35 protein-coding genes are annotated in these 23,538 nt (G+C 45.8%); all 35 read right to left on the bottom strand.

What is annotated here, in order from left to right; genetic code table 11:
* Window positions 1-10 precede the first annotated feature (10 nt).
* The gene (locus B3V51_RS03345; RefSeq protein WP_286707993.1) at window positions 11-2,182 is read right to left on the bottom strand and encodes a hypothetical protein; all 2,172 of its coding nucleotides are present in this window, start codon (window positions 2,180-2,182) and stop codon (window positions 11-13) included.
* Entirely contained in the window at window positions 2,166-3,005 is an 840-nt protein-coding gene (locus tag B3V51_RS03340) for a glycoside hydrolase family 104 protein (RefSeq protein ID WP_286707992.1), read from the bottom strand. The genes B3V51_RS03345 and B3V51_RS03340 overlap by 17 nt, the downstream gene beginning before the upstream one ends.
* A gap of 9 nt (window positions 3,006-3,014) precedes the next feature.
* Complete coding sequence (locus B3V51_RS03335) at window positions 3,015-4,496, bottom strand: hypothetical protein (protein ID WP_286707991.1); 1,482 nt, start codon at window positions 4,494-4,496, stop codon at window positions 3,015-3,017.
* On the bottom strand, window positions 4,497-5,102 hold the full coding sequence (locus B3V51_RS03330; protein WP_286707990.1) for a hypothetical protein: 606 nt from the start codon (window positions 5,100-5,102) through the stop codon (window positions 4,497-4,499).
* Between the two features lies 1 nt (window position 5,103).
* Window positions 5,104-5,526 carry a hypothetical protein gene (locus tag B3V51_RS03325; protein WP_286707989.1) on the bottom strand — a complete coding sequence of 141 codons (423 nt, stop codon included), beginning with the start codon at window positions 5,524-5,526 and terminating at the stop codon, window positions 5,104-5,106.
* Window positions 5,510-5,851, bottom strand: coding sequence for a hypothetical protein (locus tag B3V51_RS03320; RefSeq protein ID WP_286707988.1), 342 nt, complete (start codon window positions 5,849-5,851; stop codon window positions 5,510-5,512). The genes B3V51_RS03325 and B3V51_RS03320 overlap by 17 nt, the downstream gene beginning before the upstream one ends.
* A 5-nt stretch (window positions 5,852-5,856) precedes the next feature.
* Entirely contained in the window at window positions 5,857-6,153 is a 297-nt protein-coding gene (locus B3V51_RS03315) for a hypothetical protein (protein ID WP_286707987.1), read from the bottom strand.
* Between the two features lie 7 nt (window positions 6,154-6,160).
* The gene (locus B3V51_RS03310) at window positions 6,161-6,532 is read right to left on the bottom strand and encodes a hypothetical protein (protein WP_286707986.1); all 372 of its coding nucleotides are present in this window, start codon (window positions 6,530-6,532) and stop codon (window positions 6,161-6,163) included.
* Entirely contained in the window at window positions 6,522-7,937 is a 1,416-nt protein-coding gene (locus B3V51_RS03305) for a packaged DNA stabilization protein (RefSeq protein ID WP_286707985.1), read from the bottom strand. The genes B3V51_RS03310 and B3V51_RS03305 overlap by 11 nt, the downstream gene beginning before the upstream one ends.
* Before the next feature lies 1 nt (window position 7,938).
* Window positions 7,939-8,352, bottom strand: coding sequence for a packaged DNA stabilization gp4 family protein (locus B3V51_RS03300; RefSeq protein WP_286707984.1), 414 nt, complete (start codon window positions 8,350-8,352; stop codon window positions 7,939-7,941).
* Between the two features lie 3 nt (window positions 8,353-8,355).
* Window positions 8,356-8,817: a hypothetical protein gene (locus B3V51_RS03295; protein ID WP_286707983.1), complete on the bottom strand. Its 462-nt coding sequence runs from the start codon at window positions 8,815-8,817 to the stop codon at window positions 8,356-8,358.
* 75 nt (window positions 8,818-8,892) lie between these two features.
* Entirely contained in the window at window positions 8,893-9,087 is a 195-nt protein-coding gene (locus tag B3V51_RS03290; protein ID WP_286707982.1) for a hypothetical protein, read from the bottom strand.
* Window positions 9,088-9,096: 9 nt separating this feature from the next.
* Entirely contained in the window at window positions 9,097-10,365 is a 1,269-nt protein-coding gene (locus tag B3V51_RS03285; protein WP_286707981.1) for a P22 phage major capsid protein family protein, read from the bottom strand.
* Window positions 10,366-10,383: 18 nt separating this feature from the next.
* On the bottom strand, window positions 10,384-11,262 hold the full coding sequence (locus B3V51_RS03280) for a hypothetical protein (RefSeq protein WP_286707980.1): 879 nt from the start codon (window positions 11,260-11,262) through the stop codon (window positions 10,384-10,386).
* A 101-nt stretch (window positions 11,263-11,363) separates the two neighbouring features.
* Window positions 11,364-11,552, bottom strand: a complete 189-nt coding sequence (locus B3V51_RS03275; RefSeq protein WP_286707979.1) for a hypothetical protein — start codon at window positions 11,550-11,552, stop codon at window positions 11,364-11,366.
* Window positions 11,553-11,685: 133 nt separating this feature from the next.
* A complete protein-coding gene (locus tag B3V51_RS03270) occupies window positions 11,686-11,889 on the bottom strand; it encodes a hypothetical protein (RefSeq protein ID WP_286707978.1) in 204 nt (67 codons plus the stop codon).
* A complete protein-coding gene (locus B3V51_RS03265) occupies window positions 11,889-14,048 on the bottom strand; it encodes a portal protein (protein ID WP_286707977.1) in 2,160 nt (719 codons plus the stop codon). Before B3V51_RS03265 ends, B3V51_RS03270 begins: the two co-directional genes overlap by 1 nt.
* Before the next feature lie 6 nt (window positions 14,049-14,054).
* The gene (locus tag B3V51_RS03260; protein ID WP_286707976.1) at window positions 14,055-15,350 is read right to left on the bottom strand and encodes a terminase large subunit domain-containing protein; all 1,296 of its coding nucleotides are present in this window, start codon (window positions 15,348-15,350) and stop codon (window positions 14,055-14,057) included.
* Window positions 15,351-15,492: 142 nt separating this feature from the next.
* A complete protein-coding gene (locus B3V51_RS03255) occupies window positions 15,493-15,996 on the bottom strand; it encodes a hypothetical protein (protein ID WP_286707975.1) in 504 nt (167 codons plus the stop codon).
* A 56-nt stretch (window positions 15,997-16,052) separates the two neighbouring features.
* A complete protein-coding gene (locus B3V51_RS03250; RefSeq protein WP_286707974.1) occupies window positions 16,053-16,244 on the bottom strand; it encodes a hypothetical protein in 192 nt (63 codons plus the stop codon).
* Window positions 16,245-16,441: 197 nt separating this feature from the next.
* Complete coding sequence (locus B3V51_RS03245; protein WP_286707973.1) at window positions 16,442-17,236, bottom strand: DNA-methyltransferase; 795 nt, start codon at window positions 17,234-17,236, stop codon at window positions 16,442-16,444.
* 204 nt (window positions 17,237-17,440) lie between these two features.
* Complete coding sequence (locus B3V51_RS03240) at window positions 17,441-17,974, bottom strand: hypothetical protein (RefSeq protein ID WP_286707972.1); 534 nt, start codon at window positions 17,972-17,974, stop codon at window positions 17,441-17,443.
* A 1-nt stretch (window position 17,975) separates the two neighbouring features.
* A complete protein-coding gene (locus B3V51_RS03235; protein WP_286707971.1) occupies window positions 17,976-18,347 on the bottom strand; it encodes a hypothetical protein in 372 nt (123 codons plus the stop codon).
* Between the two features lie 146 nt (window positions 18,348-18,493).
* Entirely contained in the window at window positions 18,494-18,904 is a 411-nt protein-coding gene (locus tag B3V51_RS03230) for an antiterminator Q family protein (protein ID WP_286707970.1), read from the bottom strand.
* On the bottom strand, window positions 18,901-19,185 hold the full coding sequence (locus B3V51_RS12875) for a nuclease domain-containing protein (RefSeq protein WP_286707969.1): 285 nt from the start codon (window positions 19,183-19,185) through the stop codon (window positions 18,901-18,903). Before B3V51_RS12875 ends, B3V51_RS03230 begins: the two co-directional genes overlap by 4 nt.
* On the bottom strand, window positions 19,178-19,642 hold the full coding sequence (locus B3V51_RS03220) for a hypothetical protein (protein ID WP_286707968.1): 465 nt from the start codon (window positions 19,640-19,642) through the stop codon (window positions 19,178-19,180). The genes B3V51_RS12875 and B3V51_RS03220 overlap by 8 nt, the downstream gene beginning before the upstream one ends.
* A complete protein-coding gene (locus B3V51_RS03215) occupies window positions 19,635-20,060 on the bottom strand; it encodes a DUF6378 domain-containing protein (RefSeq protein WP_286707967.1) in 426 nt (141 codons plus the stop codon). The genes B3V51_RS03220 and B3V51_RS03215 overlap by 8 nt, the downstream gene beginning before the upstream one ends.
* A gap of 3 nt (window positions 20,061-20,063) precedes the next feature.
* Complete coding sequence (locus B3V51_RS03210) at window positions 20,064-20,258, bottom strand: hypothetical protein (RefSeq protein WP_286707966.1); 195 nt, start codon at window positions 20,256-20,258, stop codon at window positions 20,064-20,066.
* 432 nt (window positions 20,259-20,690) lie between these two features.
* On the bottom strand, window positions 20,691-21,107 hold the full coding sequence (locus B3V51_RS03205) for a hypothetical protein (protein WP_286707965.1): 417 nt from the start codon (window positions 21,105-21,107) through the stop codon (window positions 20,691-20,693).
* Window positions 21,104-21,442: a hypothetical protein gene (locus tag B3V51_RS03200; protein ID WP_286707964.1), complete on the bottom strand. Its 339-nt coding sequence runs from the start codon at window positions 21,440-21,442 to the stop codon at window positions 21,104-21,106. Before B3V51_RS03200 ends, B3V51_RS03205 begins: the two co-directional genes overlap by 4 nt.
* A gap of 2 nt (window positions 21,443-21,444) precedes the next feature.
* A complete protein-coding gene (locus tag B3V51_RS03195) occupies window positions 21,445-21,579 on the bottom strand; it encodes a hypothetical protein (protein ID WP_286707963.1) in 135 nt (44 codons plus the stop codon).
* Window positions 21,576-21,947: a hypothetical protein gene (locus B3V51_RS03190; RefSeq protein WP_286707962.1), complete on the bottom strand. Its 372-nt coding sequence runs from the start codon at window positions 21,945-21,947 to the stop codon at window positions 21,576-21,578. The genes B3V51_RS03195 and B3V51_RS03190 overlap by 4 nt, the downstream gene beginning before the upstream one ends.
* The gene (locus B3V51_RS03185) at window positions 21,944-22,138 is read right to left on the bottom strand and encodes a hypothetical protein (protein ID WP_286707961.1); all 195 of its coding nucleotides are present in this window, start codon (window positions 22,136-22,138) and stop codon (window positions 21,944-21,946) included. Before B3V51_RS03185 ends, B3V51_RS03190 begins: the two co-directional genes overlap by 4 nt.
* Window positions 22,135-22,722: a hypothetical protein gene (locus tag B3V51_RS03180; protein WP_286707960.1), complete on the bottom strand. Its 588-nt coding sequence runs from the start codon at window positions 22,720-22,722 to the stop codon at window positions 22,135-22,137. Before B3V51_RS03180 ends, B3V51_RS03185 begins: the two co-directional genes overlap by 4 nt.
* Window positions 22,673-23,530 carry a replication protein gene (locus B3V51_RS03175; protein WP_286707959.1) on the bottom strand — a complete coding sequence of 286 codons (858 nt, stop codon included), beginning with the start codon at window positions 23,528-23,530 and terminating at the stop codon, window positions 22,673-22,675. The genes B3V51_RS03180 and B3V51_RS03175 overlap by 50 nt, the downstream gene beginning before the upstream one ends.
* Window positions 23,531-23,538 lie beyond the last annotated feature (8 nt).

The following is a 23,538-nucleotide window of genomic DNA, read 5'->3' as shown; positions in this document are numbered from 1 at the left end:
ATACTAGCAATTAAAACGATGTTAACGAGGCGCTATTCTCGTCACTAACTTTCGTACCTGCTACTGCGTCGGCTGTTTTACTACCTGCTGCGGCTGATACTTTGGCTGCATTCATTAATATGTTATCTAATGCTGCTTGTTGCGTCTCAGGTAGTTTGTTTGCTGCGAGCAATAGGTTCTTACCTGCGCGTGTTGTCAGCATTGATTTTGCAAAAAATGACAAACCGCCCACGCGGATTGCAGTTGTCGGGTCGATTGCTGTTGCACCTGCCACAAGCCACGGTATAACTCTGTTGCCTGTTGGCGGATTCTCTTTGTACTGACCTGCTCGCTCGATATGACGCATGAGCTTAACAAGTCCGTCCATTTGTTTCTTGTCATCGCCTTTGAAGATATTACCGTAAGGCTCTGCCATGCGCTCAAACTCACCTGCAAACTTAGCAGGGCTAAAGTTACCTGTACTTTCATTTGTGGCCTTAGCGATAGCCTCATCTGCCATTTGATATCGTAGCGCTGCTTGGCCTTTTTGGTCTAAGGCTTGGTAAAAGTTATTAGCCCTATCGCCTTTACCTGTTTTGACAAACGCATTGTATATCTCGTCAGGCTTGTTGTTTTTCATGGCATTAGCAATCGCCTTGTCGCTGCGTTTCATGGCATTTTTATAAAACTTGTCTGCACGTTGGTAGGCTTTTTTGATTGCTGCATTGCCTGAGTTTAGCGCAAAGTCTGCAATATCATCATCGACTGCCTGACGCACATCAGCAAACACTTTTGACGCTGCTTTGTTGCCATTAACCGGACTGCCATACTTATCAGCTAAGTCGCCTAATTGTGATCTCAATAAGCGCATATTGCCAAAGCTCTTTGATATATCAGGGTCGTTGATACGCTCTGATATAGCGGCAAGCTCTCTTTGCAGCACGTCATCAGGTGCGAGTGAGTCAGCTTGCTTTTGCAGTGCGTCATCTAATGCGGCCGTTGACTTAGTAGGCGTGACAATATCATTACCGCTTGCTGCCACGGCCTCATCAACCTTGTCATACAGCCTTGATGCAATCTTACTCTCACGAAAGGCGCGAACCTCTGCGCTTGCTTGCAGAACACGCCCTGTGTCGTCACCTGCTGTTTCTGCAATATTGAGCACGCGCGCGGCATTTCTATCACCTGCTGCGGCTGCGGCTCGAATACTCGGCATGGCCTTGTAATCTGTCTCTGATAGTGCTTGCTTGAGCTTGCTGCTTACCCCGCCTGTGGCCTTGACTGCTGCTACGTTTTGAGCCTCACGAAATCCACCTGTGCCCAATACTGGAACTTGCTCAAGCGCTACCTCTGCGCGTTTGGTAAATGCACCTCGGTTAATGTCACCAACCGTGGTCGGTACATCAAACTGCTTGCCCAAGTCGTCAATCTCTTTGTGAGCAGGGGCAAGGTTGCCACGTTTAGCATTGACCGCCTTTGTTACGCCTTTACCGATTGCACCAGCGACTTTCTCACCGACACCTTGACCGATTGCGCCACCTGCTGCGCCTACGCCCATGTTTAGCAATCTGTCATCTGTGTTCTCAGCGTATTGAGCGGCGCCAACTGCTGCGCCTCTCACGCCTTGGTCAGCCATTCGAGCGCTTAGCGTAGTACCTCGACCTGCTGCATAGATAGGCAGTGTCGCTGCAATCTCAGTACCACCGCGCACCCAATCGCCACCAGTACGACCTGCAACCGAACGCGCACCGTCAGTGGCTAAATTTGCTTGCTTATATTGCTTGTTATAGTTGGATGCTGCATTGGTATCAAGGTTAGTACCCAATACGCTATTGACCACACTATTTGCTTTATCACCAAACTGCTTGTTCATCTGCACGATGCCTGCACCTGCGTCAGCCAGCCCCATTGCTGCACTTGTGGCATACGAGCTTAGCTTATCGCCTATTGAGGCGTTTGAGTTGGACTGACCTGCAACACGGCTGCCTTTTGCTCGGCTTGGGTTCAGGTTAAACATACCCATGACATCTTCGAGTGGCGTTTGTGATCCTGCCTCTTGATACCTTTCAACGGCTGTTTGCAGGTTTTTACCTACGTTGTCTTTTCGCTTGAGTAGTTTTATAGCAATCTGTTGGTCACCAAGCCCTGCCTTGCGATACTTATCTACAATCTTTTGCACCGCTGCTTTAGATACGGCTGCCATAATTACCACCTATGATGTTTGGTTGTGCCTCAATGTCTGGTTGCGACGGCTCTTGTGTTTCAATGCTCTGCTTAAAGCTATTCCAATCGGTGCCAAGTGGCTGCATTACTTGAGTTGGTACTGGCGCACTGTCGCCCTCAATACTGCTTTTAAATGCAGTCCAGTCTGTGCCTAGTGGCTGCGGCTGCGGTACATCTTGCTCACCATCTATACTAGACTTAAAAGCCGCCCAGTCTGTACCTAGCGGTTTTGGCTGTGGTGCTGACTGACCGCCCTCTATTTTGTTTTTGAAAGCGTTCCAATCTGTGCCTAGTGGTTGGGGTAATTGCTCTTGTCGTGGTGCATTGCTGACACCTTTGCCGCCTAAGAACCTATTTACTGTCCGCCAAGACTTAGTAGGTTGGCTATAGCTAGCAGGGGCGGTTGGCAGTGACGCCCATGTTGCGCCTGACTTTCTCACTGCTGTCGTCATGTCACCTTTCAAGATACTACCTAACGCGCCATTTTGAGCAAGCAAGGCAACCGCACCTAGGTCTTGGTTTTTGGGTCCAAAGTCACTTAAACCATACTGTTTAGCCAAGCCATCCCATGTGCTTTTTAAAAACTGATAACGACCTGCTGCACTGGTCTTGTTTGTCTTGCCGTTCTGCTGCTTGAAAGTCTTTAGGTAGCGCGGATGGTCGTTAAGACTGCCAAGACGACCACCACCAAACGCTGTATGGTAGCCGTTGCCCTCTGTGCCCTCGGTATGAGCAATCAAGTCAAGGAACTTTCGCACACGAGGGTTTTTTAAATACTTCTCTAATTGTGCTTTTGTTGCCATGACTCACCTCTATTTAATCAAATCACTTAAATCAACCGCGCTATTGCCACGACCGCCTGACACGGTAGGTGTTTGCTCACCATTGGCGCTTTCAAGTAGTGTCTGCGCGGCTAACTCACGGTTTCTCTTTTTCTGAGCTTTGACCGCCGCAGAGTCGCCCACCTGTGCAAAGTATTGCTTTCTAGCGTTATCAAACTCGCTTTCTGCAATCGCTGCACCTGACTCACGACGTAAGATTGCATTGATAAAGTCACGCTGCGCTTGTATGTATTGCTGCTGCTCTGGTGAGTTGCCGCCCAATGCAGAGGGCAAGATATTTGCTGCGGTTTCACCTAAACTGCCTGACCTAGAGAGCAAAGAGCCTCTATCAACACCTTGTCGCTCTAATCTTGAGGCAATATTATTCGCCTCTTGCATTCTTGATCCGAATAAATAGTCTTTAGTCTGTGACTCAGTGCGCGGCTTCTTGCCTTTGTTGGTTGCTACAATTTGCTTACCATCTGGGCCTATAGCTGGATAGATTTCACCCTTTTTATTCACAAAGTAATACTTACCGCCCGCCTCTTTTAACTCGGCTTGGTTGTTTTTTACCGCCTCTCGCTGCTGCTCGTACTGTAGCTTTTGGCGCGCATCAGCGGAATTAACATCAATACCGTACTTTTTCATTTCAGCCGTTAATTGTGCGTTGTAACGACTTGTATTGTTAGTCTCTATATTGTTGTCACGACTGGTCTGATTGGTTGTGATGTTGTTGTCGCGTGATGTTTGGTTTGTGGTTATATTGTTCTGACGGCTTGTCAGGTTGTCTAGCTGGTTGTTAGTAATAGACGTTTCATTATCAAGCACGTTATCAGGCGTAGGCGCTTTATCAACAATCCATTCAGCACCGCTCACTTCGCCTGTCACTGGGTCAATCTGATAATTGTAGATAGCATTGCCAGCATCGACTTCTTTACGCTGTGGATTAAGCGCCTCACCGTAGTTCTCAAGATTAGCGCCTGACTCTTTAGGGCTTAGTACCGCGTATTGCATCATCAAGGCTCTACGCGCTGATTGTGGGTCTGTTAGCGACATTTCAGCCAACCAATCAGCATCTTTTGCTGCCGCTTCATCGCCTACGTTTCTATAACCTTCTGCCTGACTTCTAAACAAATCAGACGCCACTTGATTAGAACCGCTCTGCAATGCGGATATGCCACGGCTCATTGTTCCCAATAGCCCTTGCTGCTCTTTAGCCTCCATTTTGCCGATATAGTCTTGGGCGCCTTTGGTGTATTCTGGGAATTGAGCGACCATGCGCCGCACTTCCTTCATATTATCCCAATCAATCGTTTCAAACGCCTGCTGTGCTTGTATTTTACGTGCTTGCTCGGCTTGCTGTGCTTGTAGCGTGTCTTTGTTTTGGCGTAATTGCTGACCGTAACCGTATGCCTCAAGCACGCCGTCAAACGGACTACCCATACCTTGTAAATAACTTTGTGCGAGTTGCATTTAAAATCCTCCGAAACCTAATGCGCTTGCGCCTGCTTTAAGTCCAAAACCTAGCAAACCCTGATTGATTTGACCTTTTGCCAGCTGATACCCTGCTTGCGCCTGTCCAATATCGCCATAGCCTTGTGCTATATTGTTACCAAACTGCAAACCTTGACCGCCAAGCCCTGCTGCTGCGCTCTGACCGTTACTAGCGACCCCACTCAAATTTTGTAGCTGCTGCTGTACGTTGTTGTAGAGCATATTAGACCGGTTATCAGCCAGTGCTTCTTGAGTGTTGCCGCCACGCAGACCACCTGTTGCTGCTGCATTTTGTAACAGTGCGTTCTCAGCCATTTGGTACTGTGATTTAAAGAATGGTGAGTTCTCGATGTTGGTTATGGCTGACTGTTGGCTATCAAAGCCATTTAACCCTAGCAAGTCATTCTGACCTTGCAAAGCCCCTGCGCCCTGGTCAACATACGGCTGCATGAGCTGCTGCATGATATCAAACTGACGGCGCTGTTCCTCCATGCCTTTTTCAGTCGCTTGCTGCTGCGCTTTGCTTGCACTTTTTGCGGCAGACTTGCCCGTTATGCTGTCGAACGCATCTTTAACAAATCCCATCTTACACCTCGCAAAAATAAAGCCGCTCAAGCGGCTCAAAGTTATTCTTTTCTAAAAACCCTTCGATGGGTGCGTTGTCACGGCTTGACACGTACCAGTAGTTAACACCAATATCAGACAAATACGCCTTTATACTGCTGATAAATTCTGAGCTATTACCGCGATGCTCAGGCTTAACCCACAGTACATCAGTGGACGCGTCAACAATCATGGGGTTACGCAGTGACGGACTGACAAACAATAGAGCAACTGCCTTTACCATATCGCCATCAAACCACAGCATCGCACGCAGTACGCCCATGTCGTCAAGCTCGCAGTACCGCCGCACTGGTATATCAACTGGCTGCGGCTCAAGATGCAGCATTTCCATCATCATTGATGTTATTTTGTGCTGATAGTCTGCGAATTTAACTTGTTTTATCATTGTTTTTATCTCTTTCTCGCAGCTCAACAAAGAAGTCTTGCATAACACAAAGTAGGTGGTCTGGTTTATTGGATTGTCGTTCACGTTCTGCTTCTGCTAAATCACGATAGACGCGAAAAGCAAACGAACCACCTCCAAAGGGCGGCTCATACTCACCGCGCTCTAACCGCTCAACTCTTTCTTTGTCGTACTGGCGGTTTCTAGCGGCTATCTCTTTTCTTGTTTTGTACGACTGGTAATTGTCAAACGCAATAAAAAGCAATTGACCTGCAACAATGCCAACTGTCAAACCAGCCAATATCCAAAGAACCAACGTGTCATCCATGATAACTACTCCGTGATTTCAACCACTGTTAACAGCACGTTAGCACCTTCGCCCGTCATGGTTAATGGCTCGTCTTTGACAATCTGCTGATTAAATAGCGAGCTAATAACCTCGGTTGCACCTGCTGTGATGGTCTTTTTGACCATCGTTTTGCCGTTGACTTCAATCGTTAAATTGATAGGCTCAGCGGTTGGATTGTGAATGGTTAACGCTCGAATTTGTGCGTCAGTCTTTGGCAGATAGACGGTGTTACTTTCGGCTGCCAAAGTGATATTTGCAGCCTGTTTGTTGATTAGTTTCATATATCACCTAAATTGGCATGAGTTGAATGGGGCAGTCTTGATGGTTGCCGACTGGTTGTAACTGAGCGTCTTGACCGATTGATACATTGACCGCGCTCAATATGTCTATTTGCGTCTGTGGCACGCTCACAGCGTTTAATTGTGGCGCAAGGTCACTTAGTAGCTGCTGAGCGATTGCGGTTGACTGTGTGGCAATCTGTGCGGCTTGTTCTGCTTTATCGACCGCACTGTTAATCTGGACAATAATATCCTCTAACTGCTGCGGTGTTCGTTCAGCCATGTTTTGACTGTTCTCTAATGCTGCGATTGCTTGCGGGTTGTTTTTGGTCATTTCCGCCAAGACATTACGAGGGATTTTATATACTTTATTAACCGCCATTACCAAAGCCCTCCACGTCCGCCTCAATCGCTGTGAATGATGCTAGTGAGTCGTCACAGCCTCGGAATTTAAGACCTATCATCTGCCGAAACATACCGATAGTCCTTAGCCAGATAATGCGCTTATTGTACTGTCCGCGCATACCTTGCCGATGCAAACGCTCATTACTCCACGTCATGCCGTCTTTAGTCCAAGATAAGAACACTTTTGGATCAGCGATGGTATTCGTGCGGCCAGTCAAGCCGACAAGCTCAATAGACTTTATCTGTCCTGTCTGACCACCGTTGTATAAAAACGTTGTGTTAATCTGCCAAGCGACCGCCTCACCGTAGTGGCTTGATAGCTTGTTGGTTAGCACTCCAACATTGCTGTTAAATCTATCACCTACAATCCATTTGTTGTAGCACCATACGTGATTGATAGCACGATATGCGCCGTTGCCGTCTGTAGATGATGATAGCTCAAACCAAACTGGCTGCTGCATAACCTGACTTGCTGCAAAGTCGTAAACCATCGTTTTATCAGGCAGGTGCAGGTATAGATGCTGATGCATGTCTTGTTCTTTGGCTTCAAGCACAATATTTGATAGCTGCGAGTCACTATAGCCCGAGATAATACGCTCAATCTCACGAGTAGCAATCTTTGACAGACCGCCATTAGCACCAAGATAAACACTGCAAGGCTCATTCTTGCCGCTACCAACAAAAGCGAATGACTGAGCAAATAGGCACTTGCCATGCGTACCAACAAGCCCCTTTGTCATCATTGCGCCATCGACACGGGCAAAGGCAAAGCCTGCGCTGCCTGTATTGCTAAACACTTCGATGGTATATCGGTTCAAGACAACAAGCTCGTTGCGGACTTTCATCAAGCCGATAATTGGATCAGGGTCTGCCTCGCTTGAGCCGTACTTTGTTGGGCTAACTTGCGTGGGGTCATTCAATTCCGTTTGGATAACAAACTCACCATCGGTTGTGACAAAATAACCGTCAATCCATTCAACATCGACCACGGTGCCAAGATTGGCATTCGTTACCTGTGTCAGCTCACCATTTTGCAGATAGTAGAGATTGCCACCTGATGCAATGCCTAAGCGGTCAAACGAATACGCAAAGCTGCACTGCTCACCACTGGCGATAGCGCCTATTGATGTGCAAACACCTTGCTCACTGACTTGCCACAGCATATTGCCAATGACGCGGTAGCAAACACCATTCCAGTTGATGCCGCCTCTGTCGATACCACCTTTATCAGCACCGCAAAACAACTCAATGCCGTCAGCCTTTTTTAGATAACCGTTAGCGATACCGTTTTGCTTTGGCACTGGTACGAGATTGAGCGGGTATGATGTGCGATAGTCCGCCGTTACATCGGTATAAATACCGTTGATAATTGGGATCTGCATATCACCACCACCTTACTTTATTGCCTGTACCTAGCACCACGTTATCAGTCGAGTGTTCAATCTCAGGTATCTTTTGATAGCGCGTTAGCAATGCGTTGTATGCGTCGTCAGCCTGATTGAGCAACAAGACTGGCGGCTGTTTACCGTATAGACTACAAATGCGTAATGCGAGCTTGTGAGAGATGCCTGAGAGCGCATCACGCTTAATGCCTGCCAAATCACCAAGATAACTTTCGGTCACGTCCTCGGCGAAAAGATAGCCAAAGTCATAACTGCCAGTTTGTAGCTCTGCCATCATATCATCGAGTGTTTGTAGAATGTCTTGCTCGTCCTCTGGGCTGTCGTCAAGCATATACCCGCTCATAGACAGAAGCTTAAAAGAGCGGTCCACAATATCTCGTTTCGTGATGTTCATAATTTACTCGCTGTCTTTGGCTTTCTGAATTAAATCATCAAGATTGTCACGCGACACATACTTGACACCACGTTTATCAAGTAGGGATTTCAGCTCGTCTTTTTCCATTTCATCGTAAGACACTTTGCCATCACCGTTTGTATCTTTGGTTTCTTCGTAGATTGCGAGTTTCTGCTCAAGCTCTGCAATCTCCGTCAATGCTTGCGATAGCTGTTCTTCAAGTTGTGCTGCAACGCTGTTGCCGCCAACCATTACTTTCATTGCTTTGTTTTCGGCTTGCAGCTTTTCGGCTTCTGCTTGCTCGATAACGTCTTGTGCTTTGTTTGACCAACCGTCTGCTTTGGCTTGCTCGACGGCATCTTTGTCGCTGGCGTCAATCGACTTGACACGCATTTTTGTGCCCCATACGTTTTCAATCGTACCGCCAGTAGCTGATAGTGGGGCGTAAATCATCATGTTTGACATTGCTTATCTCCGTTGGTTAAATCAATCGCAATATACGCCGCCCTAAGACAGCGCATATAACTATAAATCTATCGGTTAAGCGGGAATATCCAAGAACGCAAGCGGATTAGCCTTGCGATAAGTCACAACAGCATGACGCTTAGCCTGATAAGGTGTATCACCAACGCCCTCTGCTTTAACATCGGTATCAGATACCGTAAAGCTCGCGTGATAAAGACCAGTAACACCATCTTGCGTGATGACCGGTGCGCTAAAAGTTGGAACTGCCATAATTTACTCCTAACCTTGATTAAATAACTGGATGCCTGCCATTTCAGGGTTGAGCATTGCTGTGCCAAACGTAATATCGTAACGAGCTTTTACGCTCAGGTCGTTGATATCACCTTGACGGCTGTATGCAATCTCAATACCGTTAGGCAAGGTGGCTTTGGTTGTGAACCAACCATCTTCCGCGCTTAAACCAAGTGTTGATGGGATAATCTCAAGCGCGTCTTTAACAAACACAGTGTTAATGTCCGTCGTTACCTTGTTCAGCATGGTGATTGCTGCGCCATCGGCAGGCGTTGCTGATACGTTTTGATAAGCAAGCTCCGAGATGGTTACAAGCTCCGCGTCAGGTGCAACGATAGCAGGGATAATCTCAATCTGCGTGTCTGACACAACATCAATAACTCGGAAGGTTTTTAAGTCGCCCGTGTTGTTTTTGTTTTGATGATGAGCAGCGTAAACGCCTGCAATGGTGAACGCATCACCTGCTTTGAATGCGCCGCTAGTTTTAGCGACATTTAACACCATTGAACGGTTATCGACGTTAGTCTCAGTACCGTTGATGTTGTTTTTCTTGGTGGCCATTGGCACATGACGCTGATTAGCGCCTGAGACCGTTGCACCAACCACATCAGACCCTTCAAGCTGAATAGGCGAATCATCAGTGTGAACCGAGATGCCTGCAATCTTATTCACATAGGCTTCTTCGTATGCGGTCAACGTCTTGCCGTTTAGTGTCTGACGACTTGCAAGGTTGTCCGACATATCAATCATGGCGGTAGATGAATAGAATGCTTGGCGACCAGTACCGCGCACACCTTGACGGTCAAGCATAGCCTTCATTGTTGCCACATCTTTAAACCCGGTAGGCGCACCTGATCGGATATTGACGTTAGACGAGTAGTAAGCAGCCTCACGACGTAAAGCATCATTAACCTTGCTTGCTAACTCAATCTTGGCAGCCTCACCCCATTCACTCATGAAACTTTGGTCACGGTTTTCACCTGGGCGAATCAAGAACGGCACTGATCGGTTGCGGTCAACAGTAACTGGTGCAGCCATTTCGCTTGGCGTTTCAAAGTTGCCAGTTTGATTCAAGCCCTCTTGCGAGATTGCCTGCTTTGGCATCATGCGCCATACGGTATCATTACCACGTAGCGCAGTACGCCCATCAGGGAATCGATAAATTTTAGCAGCCTGCGTATAGACAAGCGCCTCCTCAAAGCCTTCGACAACTTGGTCAAAAGCGACAATCTCTTGTTTTGTTAACTTACCAGCCATTTGAGGCTCCTTAAAAGTTTATTTATTACGCATTTTTCGTTTGTATGCAATGACGGCTGAACGGTCGCCCGTCTTGTCCGCTTGCGCTTCAAGTTTTTCTAACTCTGCGTCAGCACCACCCGCTGAGCCTTCCAGCTCATGCGTTTTGGGCTTTGGCTTGTTTGGGTTACGTGATTTTGCTTTTGACGTCATTTGCTGCTCCATCAAGACGATTTGCTTTGTAAACTGAACGTCATCAAGTTTCGATAATCGCTCCAGTTGTGCCGGTGAGTTTTTACCAAGTGCATAAACCACTTTGGCAGGGTTATCGACCAGCATTTGCAGCAAGCCTTGTTTTTGCTCAGACAGCACATCAACGACGGATAGCTCTACCTCGTCATAATCCGGTGCTTTTGCCTTAATTGCGTCAACATCGGCTTTATAGCGCTCATGATACTGTTGGTACTTTTGCCGCTCGGCTTGTACCTGTGCATCAACCTGCTGCTTTTCTTGTAGCCACTGCGCGTAGTCTTGTTCAAACGCATCACTGTCATAGTCATGGTCATCAAGCGTTGGCTTCTCGCGTAACACTTGTTGCGGCATTTGCTGTGCTTCACGCTGCTTTAATTGACGTTTAAGCTCGCGGTTTTCCTCTCGGACTTTCTTCACCCACTCGGGCGCTTCTTGTCCCCTGAAAGGGTCGCTGCTATCACCGTCATCATCAAAGCTAAAATCAAGCGCGTCATCTGAGTCGTCTGAGTCATCGGCGCTATCATCTTGGCTTTCGGCTTCTTCACCGTCGGCATCTTGCTCATCGTCTTGACTATCTTCAATATCCTGCTCGTCATCGATGACCTCGTTATCTTCGACTTGCGGGGTATCTTCTTGATAGTCTTGGTTGTCGTCAAAATCACTCACTTTGGTATCTCCTCAGATTTATAGCATCTGGTGGCTGTTGTTAAAATTTAGGCAATAAAAAAGCCCACCGAAGTGAGCTTTGTTTGGTTGGGTTGGTTTGTTTAGTTGAAATCAACGCGCATAGAATTCAAGCGTTCTATCTTAGCAATAATTTTTTTTGCATTAGATTCCGCTATGTCCTGCGTTTCCCCGTAACTAACTATTTTTGAATAATCGCCATCGATTGTGATAGCAACACGATAACTGCCATCATCTAAAATATCGCAACTATAAGCGCAGTCTTTTTGCATAAATAACTCCTTATTTTATAGAGTTATTATAGCATATCAGCGTCTTTGCCATTGGCTAATTCAGCCTTACGAGCATTAGCTTTCTTATCCATGTACCGTAAGAACTTATCAGCAAGTAGCAGTAGGATTAGTTTTATTTAGCACCGCCAAGATTAGATGCGTTGATAATCTCCTGTAAGTCTTTAGCGAAAACTTGAGAGTTAGCTCTAACCATTAACGCCATACACTCGCCAAGGGCGGATTTACCATCAGCGCTATCATACTTACTCATCAAATCAGCTACTTGCACAAGTAACTGATTGTTGTTTTCTATAACCGCTTTGGTTAACTCTTTCATCACATACCCTCCATTGGTGGCATACCTTCTTGCATAGCTGCCGTAGCTGCTAGTTGCTGCATATCAGGCTGCTCTTGTGGTGTCACTTCTTTCTTAATCTGCTGCTCATTCTGCTGCTGTGATTGCTGCATAGTTGTGAGCATCATAAGCATTTGCTGCATAGCTTGTTGCTGTGCTGCTTGTGATTGCTCAAACTGCTGTTGCATCTCGTAGAGCGTCTTAGCCGTATCAGCGCGAGTCTCGTCAACCTCTGCAAGTGTTTTTTGCGTGTCAGCTTTCGCTTTCTCTGCGCTTGCAAGTGCTTTCGCTGCCTCTGCCTCAAAATATTGCGTCTGTGCATCAGGCGGCTGATTAGCTGCTGCTTGTTGCGCGGCTTGCATCTCTTTCTGCTCTTGCTCATCAGGCTCTGTAACTCCCATGTTAATGAGATTCTTGCGAGCATAACGACTAAGGTCGTGTGTGCCCTCACCGTCCTGATTAGCTAAGATGGTGTTGTAAAGAACCTTAGAGTCTTGCGGATCTGAAGCAAGCGGTAGCATCTCAATCATGCGCTTGATTGTCTTATCGCGCTGCGTGCTAAACGCCTCACCGACATCGACTGTTACTTTGTACTTGCCGCCTTGTATGTCATTCTCATAAGCAAGCTGACCATCTTTAATAGTCGGCTTGTTGATCACAACCTTGCTATCAGTATCGTCATGGCTAACACCTGACATTTCGCGGCTTTCTTCATCGTAAACCACTTGAGCCATTGATAGCCAAATGCGCCCAACATGGGCAATCGTCTTAGCAAAGTTATCAAGATAGATATATGCTTGCGCGTCAACCTTGTCTTGCACCATCTCAACCGCTTCGGTCGATACGTTGCTGACTAACTGCTCACCGTTTGACTGGTTGCCTGTCAGTTCGCCAATTAACGCACCGCTTGATTCAATCAATGCGCCCATCGCTTGCGGTATCACTGGCGCTTTGGTGTAGGCTTGTGGCCCTACTCCAATAACATTGCCTTGCGCGTCTTTAGTCGGATTAATCGTTAAGTATGGCTTGCGCTCTACTTCTTTGCTTGCCCATTGCCCCTCATGACCCTTGACCTGTGCTGGTGTAAAAATAGGCGTTTCGTCTTGCGGACGACTTGCTAAGTCAATTAAGCCAGACATTTTAAGGTTAAATGCTATCTGAGCGTCACGAGACAGCCCTACATGGCCTTGTGTGACCTCTCGACCACTAACATACATACGCTTGCCGTAGAACGGCGCTACGGGCAAATACTCACCTGCTATCACGCCTAATTTTTCGACAATGCCATCACCGCTTAATACATAACCTTTAACCTCTTTACGCTTAACCTTTTTAGCAAAATCAATCTCATAGCCTTGTGCTAGATAATCGCTTAGCTGCTGGTCAAAATCCTCGTCATCCTCGTAGAGCTTAACTGGTTCGCCACCTTGCGGATGGGATAGTTTAGTAACCTCAACTTTGCGCTCTGTCAGCTCGTAATGCTCAGCGACTCGCACATTGTCACCGTCACGCCAATCAAAGCGGTAGCCTTGTAAGTCGTCAAAGCTCGAAACGTCTTTATTGTACTTAGACTCAAACTGAGCCTTTGACATTGCGGTCACAATCGTTACGTGCTTAGCATCTGCTTTGTCGTAGCGACGCGCATTGCTATCCCAATAGACCATCGTGTCAGCTTCAAATATTGGCTTGATGCGTATGCGCTGATACTCGTCATCGTCACCATCTTCATCATCATACTTAGCCTCAAGTAAGATTGCGCCGATACCGCCACTAATACCTTCCATGAAAGCAGTAGAGTAAGCTTCATCGGCGTTACTATCGCGCTCATCGGCTCTGAATAACTCTTGCAAGTTATCGGCTGTATCTGTATCGGCTGCATTGTTCTGCGGTCTAAATTCAACGGTAAAGCGGTTTTTAGCCCATTCATTGTAGATACGAATGACTGATAGCTGAATTTTGTTAAACTCAAACTTTGGACGGCCCTCAAACTGTCTGCCAATGTCGCCATCCCACTGCGCTCCCTGCACAAAACAAAAACGCCGGTCATCATAAGACTGGCGTTGATTGTCGTGCGATTGGCTGTAGTCTGCATCGATACGCTCAAGCAAGCGTTGATGCAATTTGTCGTTTTGCTTGCTCATAGTTTATTACCAATAGTTTTTAACTGTGGGGATAGGTGCTGGCGCAGGTTCAGGCTCACCAATCAACCCTTTTTGTATGGCGTGATTCCGCATCATGTATGCGTAGCGCGTGGCGTCCATCAAATCGTCACCAGTCTTTACAATCTTGCCTTTTTCGTCGCGATGATATTGCAAAAACTCATTAAGCCATTCTCTCAGAGTATTAAACACCTTAAACTTGCCACTTTTCATCAGTAACAATATCTCAAGCAAGCCTATCTCTACGCCGTTTGTATTATCAGGCCACTTAGCGTAAGTAGGCAGCAAGTCAAAACCAACATCGTCATAAGACTTTTTCTGTTGATTGCCTGAGCTTTTCTCAGACTGCAAGCCATCTAATGGCCATGCGGTAGGCACGCCATCAGCCCATTTCTTTGTCGCTGTCCATGCTTCGCTTGGTGTAACTTGCCTTTGTTTCCAAGCGTGAGTGACGTAAATAATATCGTTATCAAGGTCAATAGCTAACTGCACTTGCGCTTGTGGATGGTCCCAACCAAAATCCATGCCATCAATTAGCATAAAGTGATTAGGTATCTCAAACGGATCACAAGTGATAAATTCTTCACCCAAGTCATAAATACGGCCATGTCCTAGCATTGGAATACCCTTAGTACGCATATCACGTTGGTGAGCTGGGAATGATTCAAGTAGTGTTTTCTTGGCTCGATCGTCCAAATGCGGCGCATCATCCCAACCAGCATTGAGCATGATTTGTCCGTCGGCTGGATCATCCATAAACTGAATAACCAAGTCAGTACGCCCATTCTCAGGCGTAAACGTCAAGATGCCTCGACCGCCTTTGCCGTTATCGCCCGTTGCTGTGCGAGTTAAGACCTGTGGGTAAATATTAGGGTCTTTTGGTTCTTCATCGATGTGAAACCAATCAACATTATCACCCATCAAAGCGTGCTGACCTTGACTGTATGACCATAACTGCACCGCCGCTGTTTGATGCTGAACATCACCACCACCGCCATGCCTCACGTACACTGTACGCATAGCATTAGGTGTGCCAGTCATCGACTCATGGTCAAGTATGTACTCGGGCGGAATCAAGCCACCTACCCATTCATTTTCTTTGCGAATACCAAAGATAGGTTTTTGCAAAAGGTCGCGGCACTTTTCGCCAGAATAACCAAGCAGCCATAGAAGCGGTGCATGGTCAAATGCGTGACCGTCCCACCAGTCGGGGTATTGCCCCAATGCATGGATAGCATCAATATACGTCCCCGTCATGGTCTTGCCAACTCGGTTAGCTGCCATAAAGCAAACTTGCGTATAGGTCTTAGTGCATTGTAAAAGCTCTCGCTGAATTGGATATAGCCGCTCACCAAATGTCTTGTAGCGATACACTCGCTCTCTGCGTCGCTTTTCTTCAAGCAACTTGAGGAGTTTCAGTTTATCATCACGAGTTGCCATTGTTTAGCGCCGCTATTTGAGCATCCAGTTCATCGTCGGTTAGATTGCTTACGCTTAGATTTACATTACTTTCAATCTGTTGCTTAGATCCATAACGTTTGGGCGCTAGCTTTTCGATATTCCATTTGCGCGTATCAATACGCAGTTTAGCTCGTTGGATATGTTCTTGATTCAGTCTTTCTTCGCCATTCACAATCTCGTAGTCATCTGCTGAATCGTCAGCAATATCAATCAATTCATCAAGCAGATACTCAGCTTGCACTTGCCTTGCGTGCGCGTACTGTTCCATAAACCCATCTTTGCCGCTTGCTAACCACTGCATTACAGTAGATATAGCAGGCATACCGTCAAGCTCGCATATCTTGCGTAAAGACATTCCAACCATTAGTGATTCGCATATCACTTGCGCTAATTCTTCGCTATAAATTGTTGGTCTGCCGCCTTTGTTAATATCTTCACTCACAACGCTGTCGAGCGCTTCATTAGTCATAGCACCCTCCAGCGCTCATATAAAAAAAGCCCATCAATCAATGTGGGCAAAAGGGTTTAATCTTTCTGTCTGTGCTCGACCATCTTGTCGATAGCAGCCTTTACATCTTCCCATCGTTCAATAGGGAAATGCACACACTCGTCATCAGCCGTATCAGATATATAAACATTATTATTTATCGTTTCCAGTTCTACATCAGAATATGACTCACCAACATATAGCGTTTGCTTGTCTGATATCTTGTTCACAACTCACCTCGTTATCTACTAATCAATGATTGCTCTATCAAGCTAACGTACTCAGCTGCCTTCTTACTGCCCGTACTGGCTCGACGCTTGAGTATGTCCAAGTAAGACCGCTTAGTGATTACGTTCTCTGTCTTGTGGTATTCGTTATAAACCCACTCATGTGATTTATCGTAGTTGCTCATAGCATCCCTTGCTATTTAATCGGACATTAAAAAACCGCCATTTTCGGCGGCTGTGTTAATTCGTTTTTCAGCTATCTTGAAATAATCAGGGTCTAGCTCAATACCGATAAACTTACGGTTATTCTTTACAGCTATTGCGCCTGTTGTGCCGCTGCCCATGAAGCAGTCTAGGACTGTATCACCTTCGTTGCTCCATGAAATAATGTGGTCGTGGGCGAGTTGTTCGGGGAATGGTGCTGGGTGCATTTCATGTCTCGCTGTCCCATACCTCCACACGTTGTCTCTAGGCTTATCGTCTTTAACCTTGGTTAGCAGTTTTTTTCTATCTTCTCTGATGCTTCCATCTGGTTTACGCATATATGACCGCTTTTTTGTGCCTGCCGTCTGACACGGTACTCTGATGAAATTTAAGGTGCTAGGCCTGCCCTTTGACCATACAAACATGTATTCAAAACCCTGCCAATATCTAGGTATTCTAGTGTCCCTCGGGCTTGCGTTTTTCTGAAAAATCATCGTGTCATGTAAATTAAAACCGCAATCCATAGCATGTAACGCTTGCTTAAATGACGTGCCTGTTTCGCTACCTTTGATTGTAGCATCACCTACTACCCATACGACTACACCACCATCTTTTGTGACACGGTATAATTCAGCTATAACTTTCTGCCAAACATCAGCAGACCATTGGTCATTGTTGCCATTATACGTGCGTAAATTATCGTAAGGTGGGCTTGTGACGGTCAAATCAACACTACCATCAGGAATATCTTTAAGCAGCTCTAAGCAATCGCCTTGTCTTAAATCAATCATGCTATCCCTGCCAAATCTCAGACATAAAAAAAGCCCCATCAAATTAATGATGAGGCGTTGTATTGTCCTTACTCGCATTTTCCAACTTCATGAGTTGGGGCAAGTAAGGAGTATTATTGGTCGCTTTACACTATTCTGTTCAGCGTACCCTAAATATACCTATTTTTTTGGGTAGTGTCAAATTATATTGTAGTGACTGCCACATTAAGCTATATCATCAATCTTTACTACCTCATCAGCATCGCCGATACGCTCGATGCGTGTAACTTTGCTGCGCCAATCCTCACCAAACCAAAACGCCAAACCATCATCGCCTTTTGCTGCGGTAAACTCAATGAGCTTTTTACCATCTGCGTCTATGCCTGCTATTTTAAAGAGATTGTTTTTATAGGCAGCTATCACAATACTCTCTAGTTGTGCTTGCACTGCCTCAGCAACTTTGGTGCTGTTAGGATTTTGAGCTACCTTATTGGTCATAGCTGTGTTTGGTTGCAATTTATTTATAAAGTTTGTCATGTCAGCATCCTTATTGATTGATCCTAAAAACTGATTGATATTAAACTGCTTTTTATCTAATAGTGCTTGTAACTCAGTTGCCACCCAAGGCGATACAGGGCTTGTGCCGCTGAGCCACTGTCTTACACGGCGGCTATCAATGTTTAAATCTCGCGCCATGTTGCTTTGCCACTGGTCGCCGTATAGCAAGCGACCCGCCTCGGTTAATTGCTTAATGTCCATCTTATGCGCCTTTTTTGATTAAGCTGTGGATGATAAAGACTGCCAACTGACCGCCAAAAGACTTAGCTTGTCCGTCATGAGTCAAGTAATAAGCAGTGCTTTTGGTGGCCTTGTTTAAAATCTGCGTTACGTTATAACCTTGGTTGCCTTGGCTTAACATCATGCAGTAACCGCCTTTGTTGCCAGTGGTGCGATGCTCGACAGTAAACTCAACAAAGCCTTTAGCGATTAGCGGTGCAACGCGCTGAGTGATGCCTTTAACTGTTTTGTAGATGTTTTTTAGCACTGCGCCAAAAGTCACGGCGTAGTTGTCGCCAGCTTGGATAACTTTTTTGGTTTGTTGGTGAGCTGCTTTAAAGATAAATGATTTCATAATGTATCTCCTAGATGATGACTGGCTCTATAGCCTTGTCGTTGTTGATATGGTTATATTACCTAGTTTTAGGTAATTGGTCAAGTGTTATTTGCAAAATAATTTAAAATAAATGCAAAAAAAATCCCGCGTATTGCGGGAGTCTCTTACGCTAAATACTGCTCAATCATGCGCTCAGCCTCTTTTAGCATCAACCCGACATGGCGGTGGTCTGACCGTTTTTTATCTTTATGCTCCCAATCTAAATGCGCCAGCCGTGGATATTCAATGTCTGTTAGATAGTGCTGTGCTATCTCTTTAGCTGTCCAGCATCGGTAATATTTGCGTCTGACGATTTGGAACAACACCTCATAGTCCTGTCTAAGCATCTTGATAGCAGCATCAATCAGCATCGCCTCATCATCGCTGATATAGTGCGCTCTCGGCGCTCTGCATGTCTCTGCTACGTTGCCCCGCATAATCAGCAAACATGGGCTGATATACCCAAGCCCGCTGCTATCCGACCGACTCCATGCGCCCCATGCTGCTAATTTGTCTTTAATATCCAGCTCAGTCACTTAGCCACCTCGATCAGTCCATTATCAACCCAAATCTGCATCGTCTCAAAATGCGCCCTCAAAATATCCTGATATGTGCTATCACTCTTTACCCTGCCGTCTATCGTGTCGTGACAATTTGAGCAAGCAAAACACGCCATATAATCAGGTGGTTTAAGTCCGATTCCGCAAAAACTGTTAATGCGTATGTGAGCGAGCACCGTTGTCTCAGGATTGTAGTTACAGCCTGTGAGCCTTAACGTGCATTGCTGACCTCGTGCGCTTTTGCGTAGCTTACTCATAGTAAATACCCTCATTAGGCTGTGTTAGCCGTAAACCGCGATTGACTGTAAAATGATGGTAAATAGCATCTAAATATCTTTGCATCTGCCCTTTATTCATGGTGCGAGTTACAGCTACGTCTATCGGCTTCATCATGTACTTGACCTGCATTTCGTAAGACAGCTTGGCGTAAAACTCCTCTTGCATGACTTGCGCATACTCATGGTCATCTTCACAAAGTATCGGTACGCCAAAAAACAACTTGCAAAGCCCTCTGTACTCCTCGTATGAGTGCTGTGGCTTTTGCTGATGCACCTCGGTTAGATAGTGGTGCAATAGGCTGTTCTGTGGTGTGCTGCGCTTTACCTTTTCGCCGTCCTCGTCTGTAGCCGTGTAAGGTAGTGAGCGGCTAGCTAGATAACTCATGTGCTTAAGTCGCTGTTCATCAGTCTTAACAACCCATGTTTTTTTAGTCATCGTCGGCCTCGCTTGCCTCCTCTCCTGCCAATGCCATGTATGCCGCCCCATCAAGATAATTGTCTTCTCGATACTCGCCTTGTTCCGACCTTGCGAGCTTTAGACAGCACATAAACTTCCAACCTTGCTCTGGTGTCAATTCATGCCCTGTCAGCGCGTTAAACATAGCTACAATCTTTGGCATTGAGCGTTCAGCTTCACCGCCTGATTTGTCGTAAGACTTGCCACGCTCTGCCATTATTTGTACGGCTTCGTTTAGGATTTGGACGGCTTTTGGTGCGTCGTCTTTGCGTCCTTGACTTGTAACCTCAATGCACTCAATGCCGCTCGCATCCTTGTAGTGTGGCGGATGGTTTACCATGTCTTTCTCAACACTTGGCTTCACTCGCTTGTCATTGACCCATTGAATCTCACTCATAACCTACCCCTTTCGATAATTGTTAATAAAGCTGCTCACACTGTCCGTGCTAAGCTCACCTCTATCATCGACCGACTCAATAACCGCTTGACCTTGCGTGTTGATCCAAATGGACGTTATTTCGCATTCTGTGTTGTCTTTCTTGTGCGTTGATTTGTCGCCTATCAAGATTGGTCGTTTTAGTTTGAGATTAGTCATTGTCTTTGCGCCCCAAATCAACCCAATCCATTAATTTCATTTCTTGCTTGTCAAGTGAGGCGGTCTGTTCTTTTATCTCGTATTTATGCTGGAAGCACGTTAAATATCTATCGTACTGGCTTGCATTAACCTCACCATCGGTCAGGTAACATTTGCAAATTTCACACTGCCTTAATTTCATATCCGTAACCCCTTATGCACCTCATTAGCTATCAAAATCAAACTCATGCCAGTGTTAAAAGCGTAAATGTTGTAACCTGCTGCCCACCAACCCAGCGAATTAAAAATCATTGAAAACACCAAAAATCCCAACCAGTATTTATTCACCTTCAAATCTCCGTTTTAATCCCTTTTAGCCCCATCAAGCACCCATTGCATCAAACTAACTCTTAAAGCTCACCTTGAGCCGATTTGATGCGTTTTTGTGCGTGTTTATCGACCATACACAATCATGGCTGCATCTCTAGCGTGTTCATTCGTCCGACCTTGCCAACCTGTGATGCGCTTAAACTCATCCGCTGATTTTTTAAGCCCCTTACCCATCGGCTTGACAAACACCACTTCATAACCGTTTTCTTTACACCAATCTTCCCAAATCTTTGCATCGCGCTTAACACTCCCTGCGCCTTGCAGTCTTGATTGAGTAGATTTGGTCTTACCGTTGAATCCAATCCACTTGCGCGCGTCCTCGATGTATAGCTTGCAATCCTGCGGTCGCGGATAGTGGCCTAATATAAAATCCATCGCCTTTGTGATTGTCATACTCTCAACTGCTGCTAACTGACCATCCTCCCACACCGCCACGCCTGTTTTGACACCTGTATCGATACCGATTTTTGCAATACTCATTGCTTACCGCCTCCCTCATAGTTGTTCAGTGCATCAATGAGCAAATCGACTGGGCCGCTAATTCGCTCTGCGTAGTACATTTCTCCACAGTCGTTGCTATCCTCATAATCCTTTAATGCTTGGCGTAAATCTCTAGCTGCTCGAATCAAATCATCCAAAGCGTTGCTCTGACCGTTTGCGTACTTACCGCTTAGCTCGGCCTGGCACATTTGACAGTTGCCGTCTTTATCAAAGCAAAGATGGTCAATCGAGCCTGATGCAAAGACTTGATTGCATCGAGCACATTTGACTGGATTCGCTGGTACTAGTTTTGGTTGTTCTGATAGTCCGGTCATAATCACCCCTTAATAATCTGCTCAAAACTTTTACGACTCATCGTTTCCTTAGTACCGTCCGCGTATGTAATAACAACCGTGTCCGCCTTGACCCACTCCATGCGCTGCACGGTCTTTTTGTTGTAGATGTTTTTCATGCCACCACCTCGGCAAATGAGTTAATCAAGTCAAGGTCATACTCTGGGTGTTCTGCTCGTATCTCATTAATCAGCTCAGTACCAAATTTAAAGATCGTCTTTGATATATCCTTTTGGCCGCCCTTGCTTTTGAATACCAGCTCATTCTCCCCACACTTAAAGCCGTCTTTATCGAATATATGTACCGATACTTGAAACTTACGCTTACGCCCCATAATCTCCGAACGCTTACCACCTGTGTATTTACCCTCTTGCAGCCAGTCCTCGGTAAATTGCGCTCTAAATGCTAAAAAATCAGGGTTGTTATCATGTAAAAATATAATCATGCTGCCGTTGAATTTAGGCTTGAACGCCTTTGGTTTTTTCATGCTTGCTCACCCCTTGCTATATCTGCTTCCAGTTGCGCCTCAATCTGCACAATATCCAATCTCTCTAGCAGCGCAGCCTCTTTGTGCTGGCCGCTATACTCAAACGCTGGTATCTGCCAGTATTTGCCGTCCTCTAAAACCTCGCCGGACAGCTTGCCGTCTTTTTCTGTGAGCATTGTGATCTGTCTCATACCGCGTCCCTATGCTTGCGCTTAAACTGGTTTAGAAAATCATCGACTGTGGCAGACATTGGGCTATCAGGTTGTAACGCTGTGTGGCTGTATTCGACCTGATGCGACTCAGGCACTTTGAAGCTCTTGCCCTCGCTATGCTCTTTGCAGACCTCTGGGTAATGCTTTTGCCAAGATTTGTAGCTAATCGACTCAGGCTGTGTCTTTAGCTCCCAGGTACCGACTCGATTTGCTGTCTCAAACGTAACTTCGTGCTTGTAGATGCCTTGTGCTGCTGCTAGGTACTCTTGGCGCATATCGGGATAGCTGCTTGCTGTGTCTGTGCGTCCTAGGGCTAAGAAGTCCGCTGGGTGACTAGGTGGCCAACCACCTGATAATTTCACTGCTCGCTCTGCTTTACCAAACTCCGCTTTTGTGATCTGTAACTCAGTTAGTATCTCCGCCCAATCAAAAACGGTATCTATACCCCAATCCTCGTCTTTGATTTTGTTTTTAAAAAGTCGTTTCCAGCCAACGAACATTTCAGCGATTGAGCTAGTTAACTGTTCGCTCGGTTGGCTGTGGTTGCCCGTAGCGTTCTGCATATTGCTGGTTGAGCATATCTCGGTACTGTTCTGCTTTTGATTTAGGTTGGCTGTTAGCTGATTGATGGTTTCCATTGTTATCCCCCTGATAATTTGTTTGCTGCGGTTTTGGCTGTGCGTTTAGATACCAATCAGCGTTAAACCCTTTCCAGTCTTTGCTTATCCAAAAAGCAATTATTTGATCCAGTGTGTGACCAGTTGCTTGTTGTGCTTTTTCCAGTGCGTTGAATATGGTTGTCCAAGCAGTTTTAGTGTTGGATGTCTTTTTGTCTTTTCTGAGAATTAACAAATCATTCCAAATCTGATCAGATACCGATTCAGGTTTTTCAGGTGAGTAAGATTTAGGTGCAGCTTTTTTTGGTTTACTTTTTTCTATATTTTTCTTTAAAGGTTTTTCTTTCTTTTCTTTATTACTTCCCAAATTTTGGGACACAACTGGGTCATATTTTGGGAACCTAATGGTCATATTTTGGGATGCTAAATTTTGGGATGCTAAATTTTGACCATGTTTTTCAGCGTTAAAAGCGGCGATATTTTCATAGTTCAAAGTGTAAATAGCGGTCTTTCTTTGCTGTGCGTTTTGGTTCAAAAAACCAAACTCAACTAACTCTTTTACGGCCTTTGAGACTGTGTTTTTGCTCATGTTGCAATTAGACTGTAGGAACGTGTTTGATAGGCTTTTTTCGTCATTGCCGTAACCATCAATCATCCTTACCATTCGCATCAACACACTAAACGCGACTGGCGATAAGAACGGCTGTGCGTCAAATATCTTGTTGTCTACTCGCGTATAGCCTGTCTCTTTCATTGTCTGCC

It is taken from the genome of Psychrobacter sp. UBA2514 (genome assembly GCF_002341255.1).
GTDB lineage: Bacteria > Pseudomonadota > Gammaproteobacteria > Pseudomonadales > Moraxellaceae > Psychrobacter > Psychrobacter pacificensis.
This window is presented reverse-complemented; position numbering and strand designations above follow the sequence as displayed.

Coding starts and splice junctions, on each gene's coding strand:
- B3V51_RS03345 (WP_286707993.1), bottom strand. CDS start 2,182: ATGGCAGCCGTATCTAAAGCAGCGGTGCAAAAGATTGTAGATAAGTAT.
- B3V51_RS03340 (WP_286707992.1), bottom strand. CDS start 3,005: ATGGCAACAAAAGCACAATTAGAGAAGTATTTAAAAAACCCTCGTGTG.
- B3V51_RS03335 (WP_286707991.1), bottom strand. CDS start 4,496: ATGCAACTCGCACAAAGTTATTTACAAGGTATGGGTAGTCCGTTTGAC.
- B3V51_RS03330 (WP_286707990.1), bottom strand. CDS start 5,102: ATGGGATTTGTTAAAGATGCGTTCGACAGCATAACGGGCAAGTCTGCC.
- B3V51_RS03325 (WP_286707989.1), bottom strand. CDS start 5,526: ATGATAAAACAAGTTAAATTCGCAGACTATCAGCACAAAATAACATCA.
- B3V51_RS03320 (WP_286707988.1), bottom strand. CDS start 5,851: ATGGATGACACGTTGGTTCTTTGGATATTGGCTGGTTTGACAGTTGGC.
- B3V51_RS03315 (WP_286707987.1), bottom strand. CDS start 6,153: ATGAAACTAATCAACAAACAGGCTGCAAATATCACTTTGGCAGCCGAA.
- B3V51_RS03310 (WP_286707986.1), bottom strand. CDS start 6,532: ATGGCGGTTAATAAAGTATATAAAATCCCTCGTAATGTCTTGGCGGAA.
- B3V51_RS03305 (WP_286707985.1), bottom strand. CDS start 7,937: ATGCAGATCCCAATTATCAACGGTATTTATACCGATGTAACGGCGGAC.
- B3V51_RS03300 (WP_286707984.1), bottom strand. CDS start 8,352: ATGAACATCACGAAACGAGATATTGTGGACCGCTCTTTTAAGCTTCTG.
- B3V51_RS03295 (WP_286707983.1), bottom strand. CDS start 8,817: ATGTCAAACATGATGATTTACGCCCCACTATCAGCTACTGGCGGTACG.
- B3V51_RS03290 (WP_286707982.1), bottom strand. CDS start 9,087: ATGGCAGTTCCAACTTTTAGCGCACCGGTCATCACGCAAGATGGTGTT.
- B3V51_RS03285 (WP_286707981.1), bottom strand. CDS start 10,365: ATGGCTGGTAAGTTAACAAAACAAGAGATTGTCGCTTTTGACCAAGTT.
- B3V51_RS03275 (WP_286707979.1), bottom strand. CDS start 11,552: ATGCAAAAAGACTGCGCTTATAGTTGCGATATTTTAGATGATGGCAGT.
- B3V51_RS03270 (WP_286707978.1), bottom strand. CDS start 11,889: ATGAAAGAGTTAACCAAAGCGGTTATAGAAAACAACAATCAGTTACTT.
- B3V51_RS03265 (WP_286707977.1), bottom strand. CDS start 14,048: ATGAGCAAGCAAAACGACAAATTGCATCAACGCTTGCTTGAGCGTATC.
- B3V51_RS03260 (WP_286707976.1), bottom strand. CDS start 15,350: ATGGCAGCTAACCGAGTTGGCAAGACCATGACGGGGACGTATATTGAT.
- B3V51_RS03255 (WP_286707975.1), bottom strand. CDS start 15,996: ATGACTAATGAAGCGCTCGACAGCGTTGTGAGTGAAGATATTAACAAA.
- B3V51_RS03245 (WP_286707973.1), bottom strand. CDS start 17,236: ATGATTGATTTAAGACAAGGCGATTGCTTAGAGCTGCTTAAAGATATT.
- B3V51_RS03240 (WP_286707972.1), bottom strand. CDS start 17,974: ATGGACATTAAGCAATTAACCGAGGCGGGTCGCTTGCTATACGGCGAC.
- B3V51_RS03235 (WP_286707971.1), bottom strand. CDS start 18,347: ATGAAATCATTTATCTTTAAAGCAGCTCACCAACAAACCAAAAAAGTT.
- B3V51_RS12875 (WP_286707969.1), bottom strand. CDS start 19,185: ATGAGTAAGCTACGCAAAAGCGCACGAGGTCAGCAATGCACGTTAAGG.
- B3V51_RS03220 (WP_286707968.1), bottom strand. CDS start 19,642: ATGACTAAAAAAACATGGGTTGTTAAGACTGATGAACAGCGACTTAAG.
- B3V51_RS03215 (WP_286707967.1), bottom strand. CDS start 20,060: ATGAGTGAGATTCAATGGGTCAATGACAAGCGAGTGAAGCCAAGTGTT.
- B3V51_RS03210 (WP_286707966.1), bottom strand. CDS start 20,258: ATGACTAATCTCAAACTAAAACGACCAATCTTGATAGGCGACAAATCA.
- B3V51_RS03205 (WP_286707965.1), bottom strand. CDS start 21,107: ATGAGTATTGCAAAAATCGGTATCGATACAGGTGTCAAAACAGGCGTG.
- B3V51_RS03200 (WP_286707964.1), bottom strand. CDS start 21,442: ATGACCGGACTATCAGAACAACCAAAACTAGTACCAGCGAATCCAGTC.
- B3V51_RS03195 (WP_286707963.1), bottom strand. CDS start 21,579: ATGAAAAACATCTACAACAAAAAGACCGTGCAGCGCATGGAGTGGGTC.
- B3V51_RS03190 (WP_286707962.1), bottom strand. CDS start 21,947: ATGAAAAAACCAAAGGCGTTCAAGCCTAAATTCAACGGCAGCATGATT.
- B3V51_RS03185 (WP_286707961.1), bottom strand. CDS start 22,138: ATGAGACAGATCACAATGCTCACAGAAAAAGACGGCAAGCTGTCCGGC.
- B3V51_RS03180 (WP_286707960.1), bottom strand. CDS start 22,722: ATGCAGAACGCTACGGGCAACCACAGCCAACCGAGCGAACAGTTAACT.
- B3V51_RS03175 (WP_286707959.1), bottom strand. CDS start 23,530: ATGAAAGAGACAGGCTATACGCGAGTAGACAACAAGATATTTGACGCA.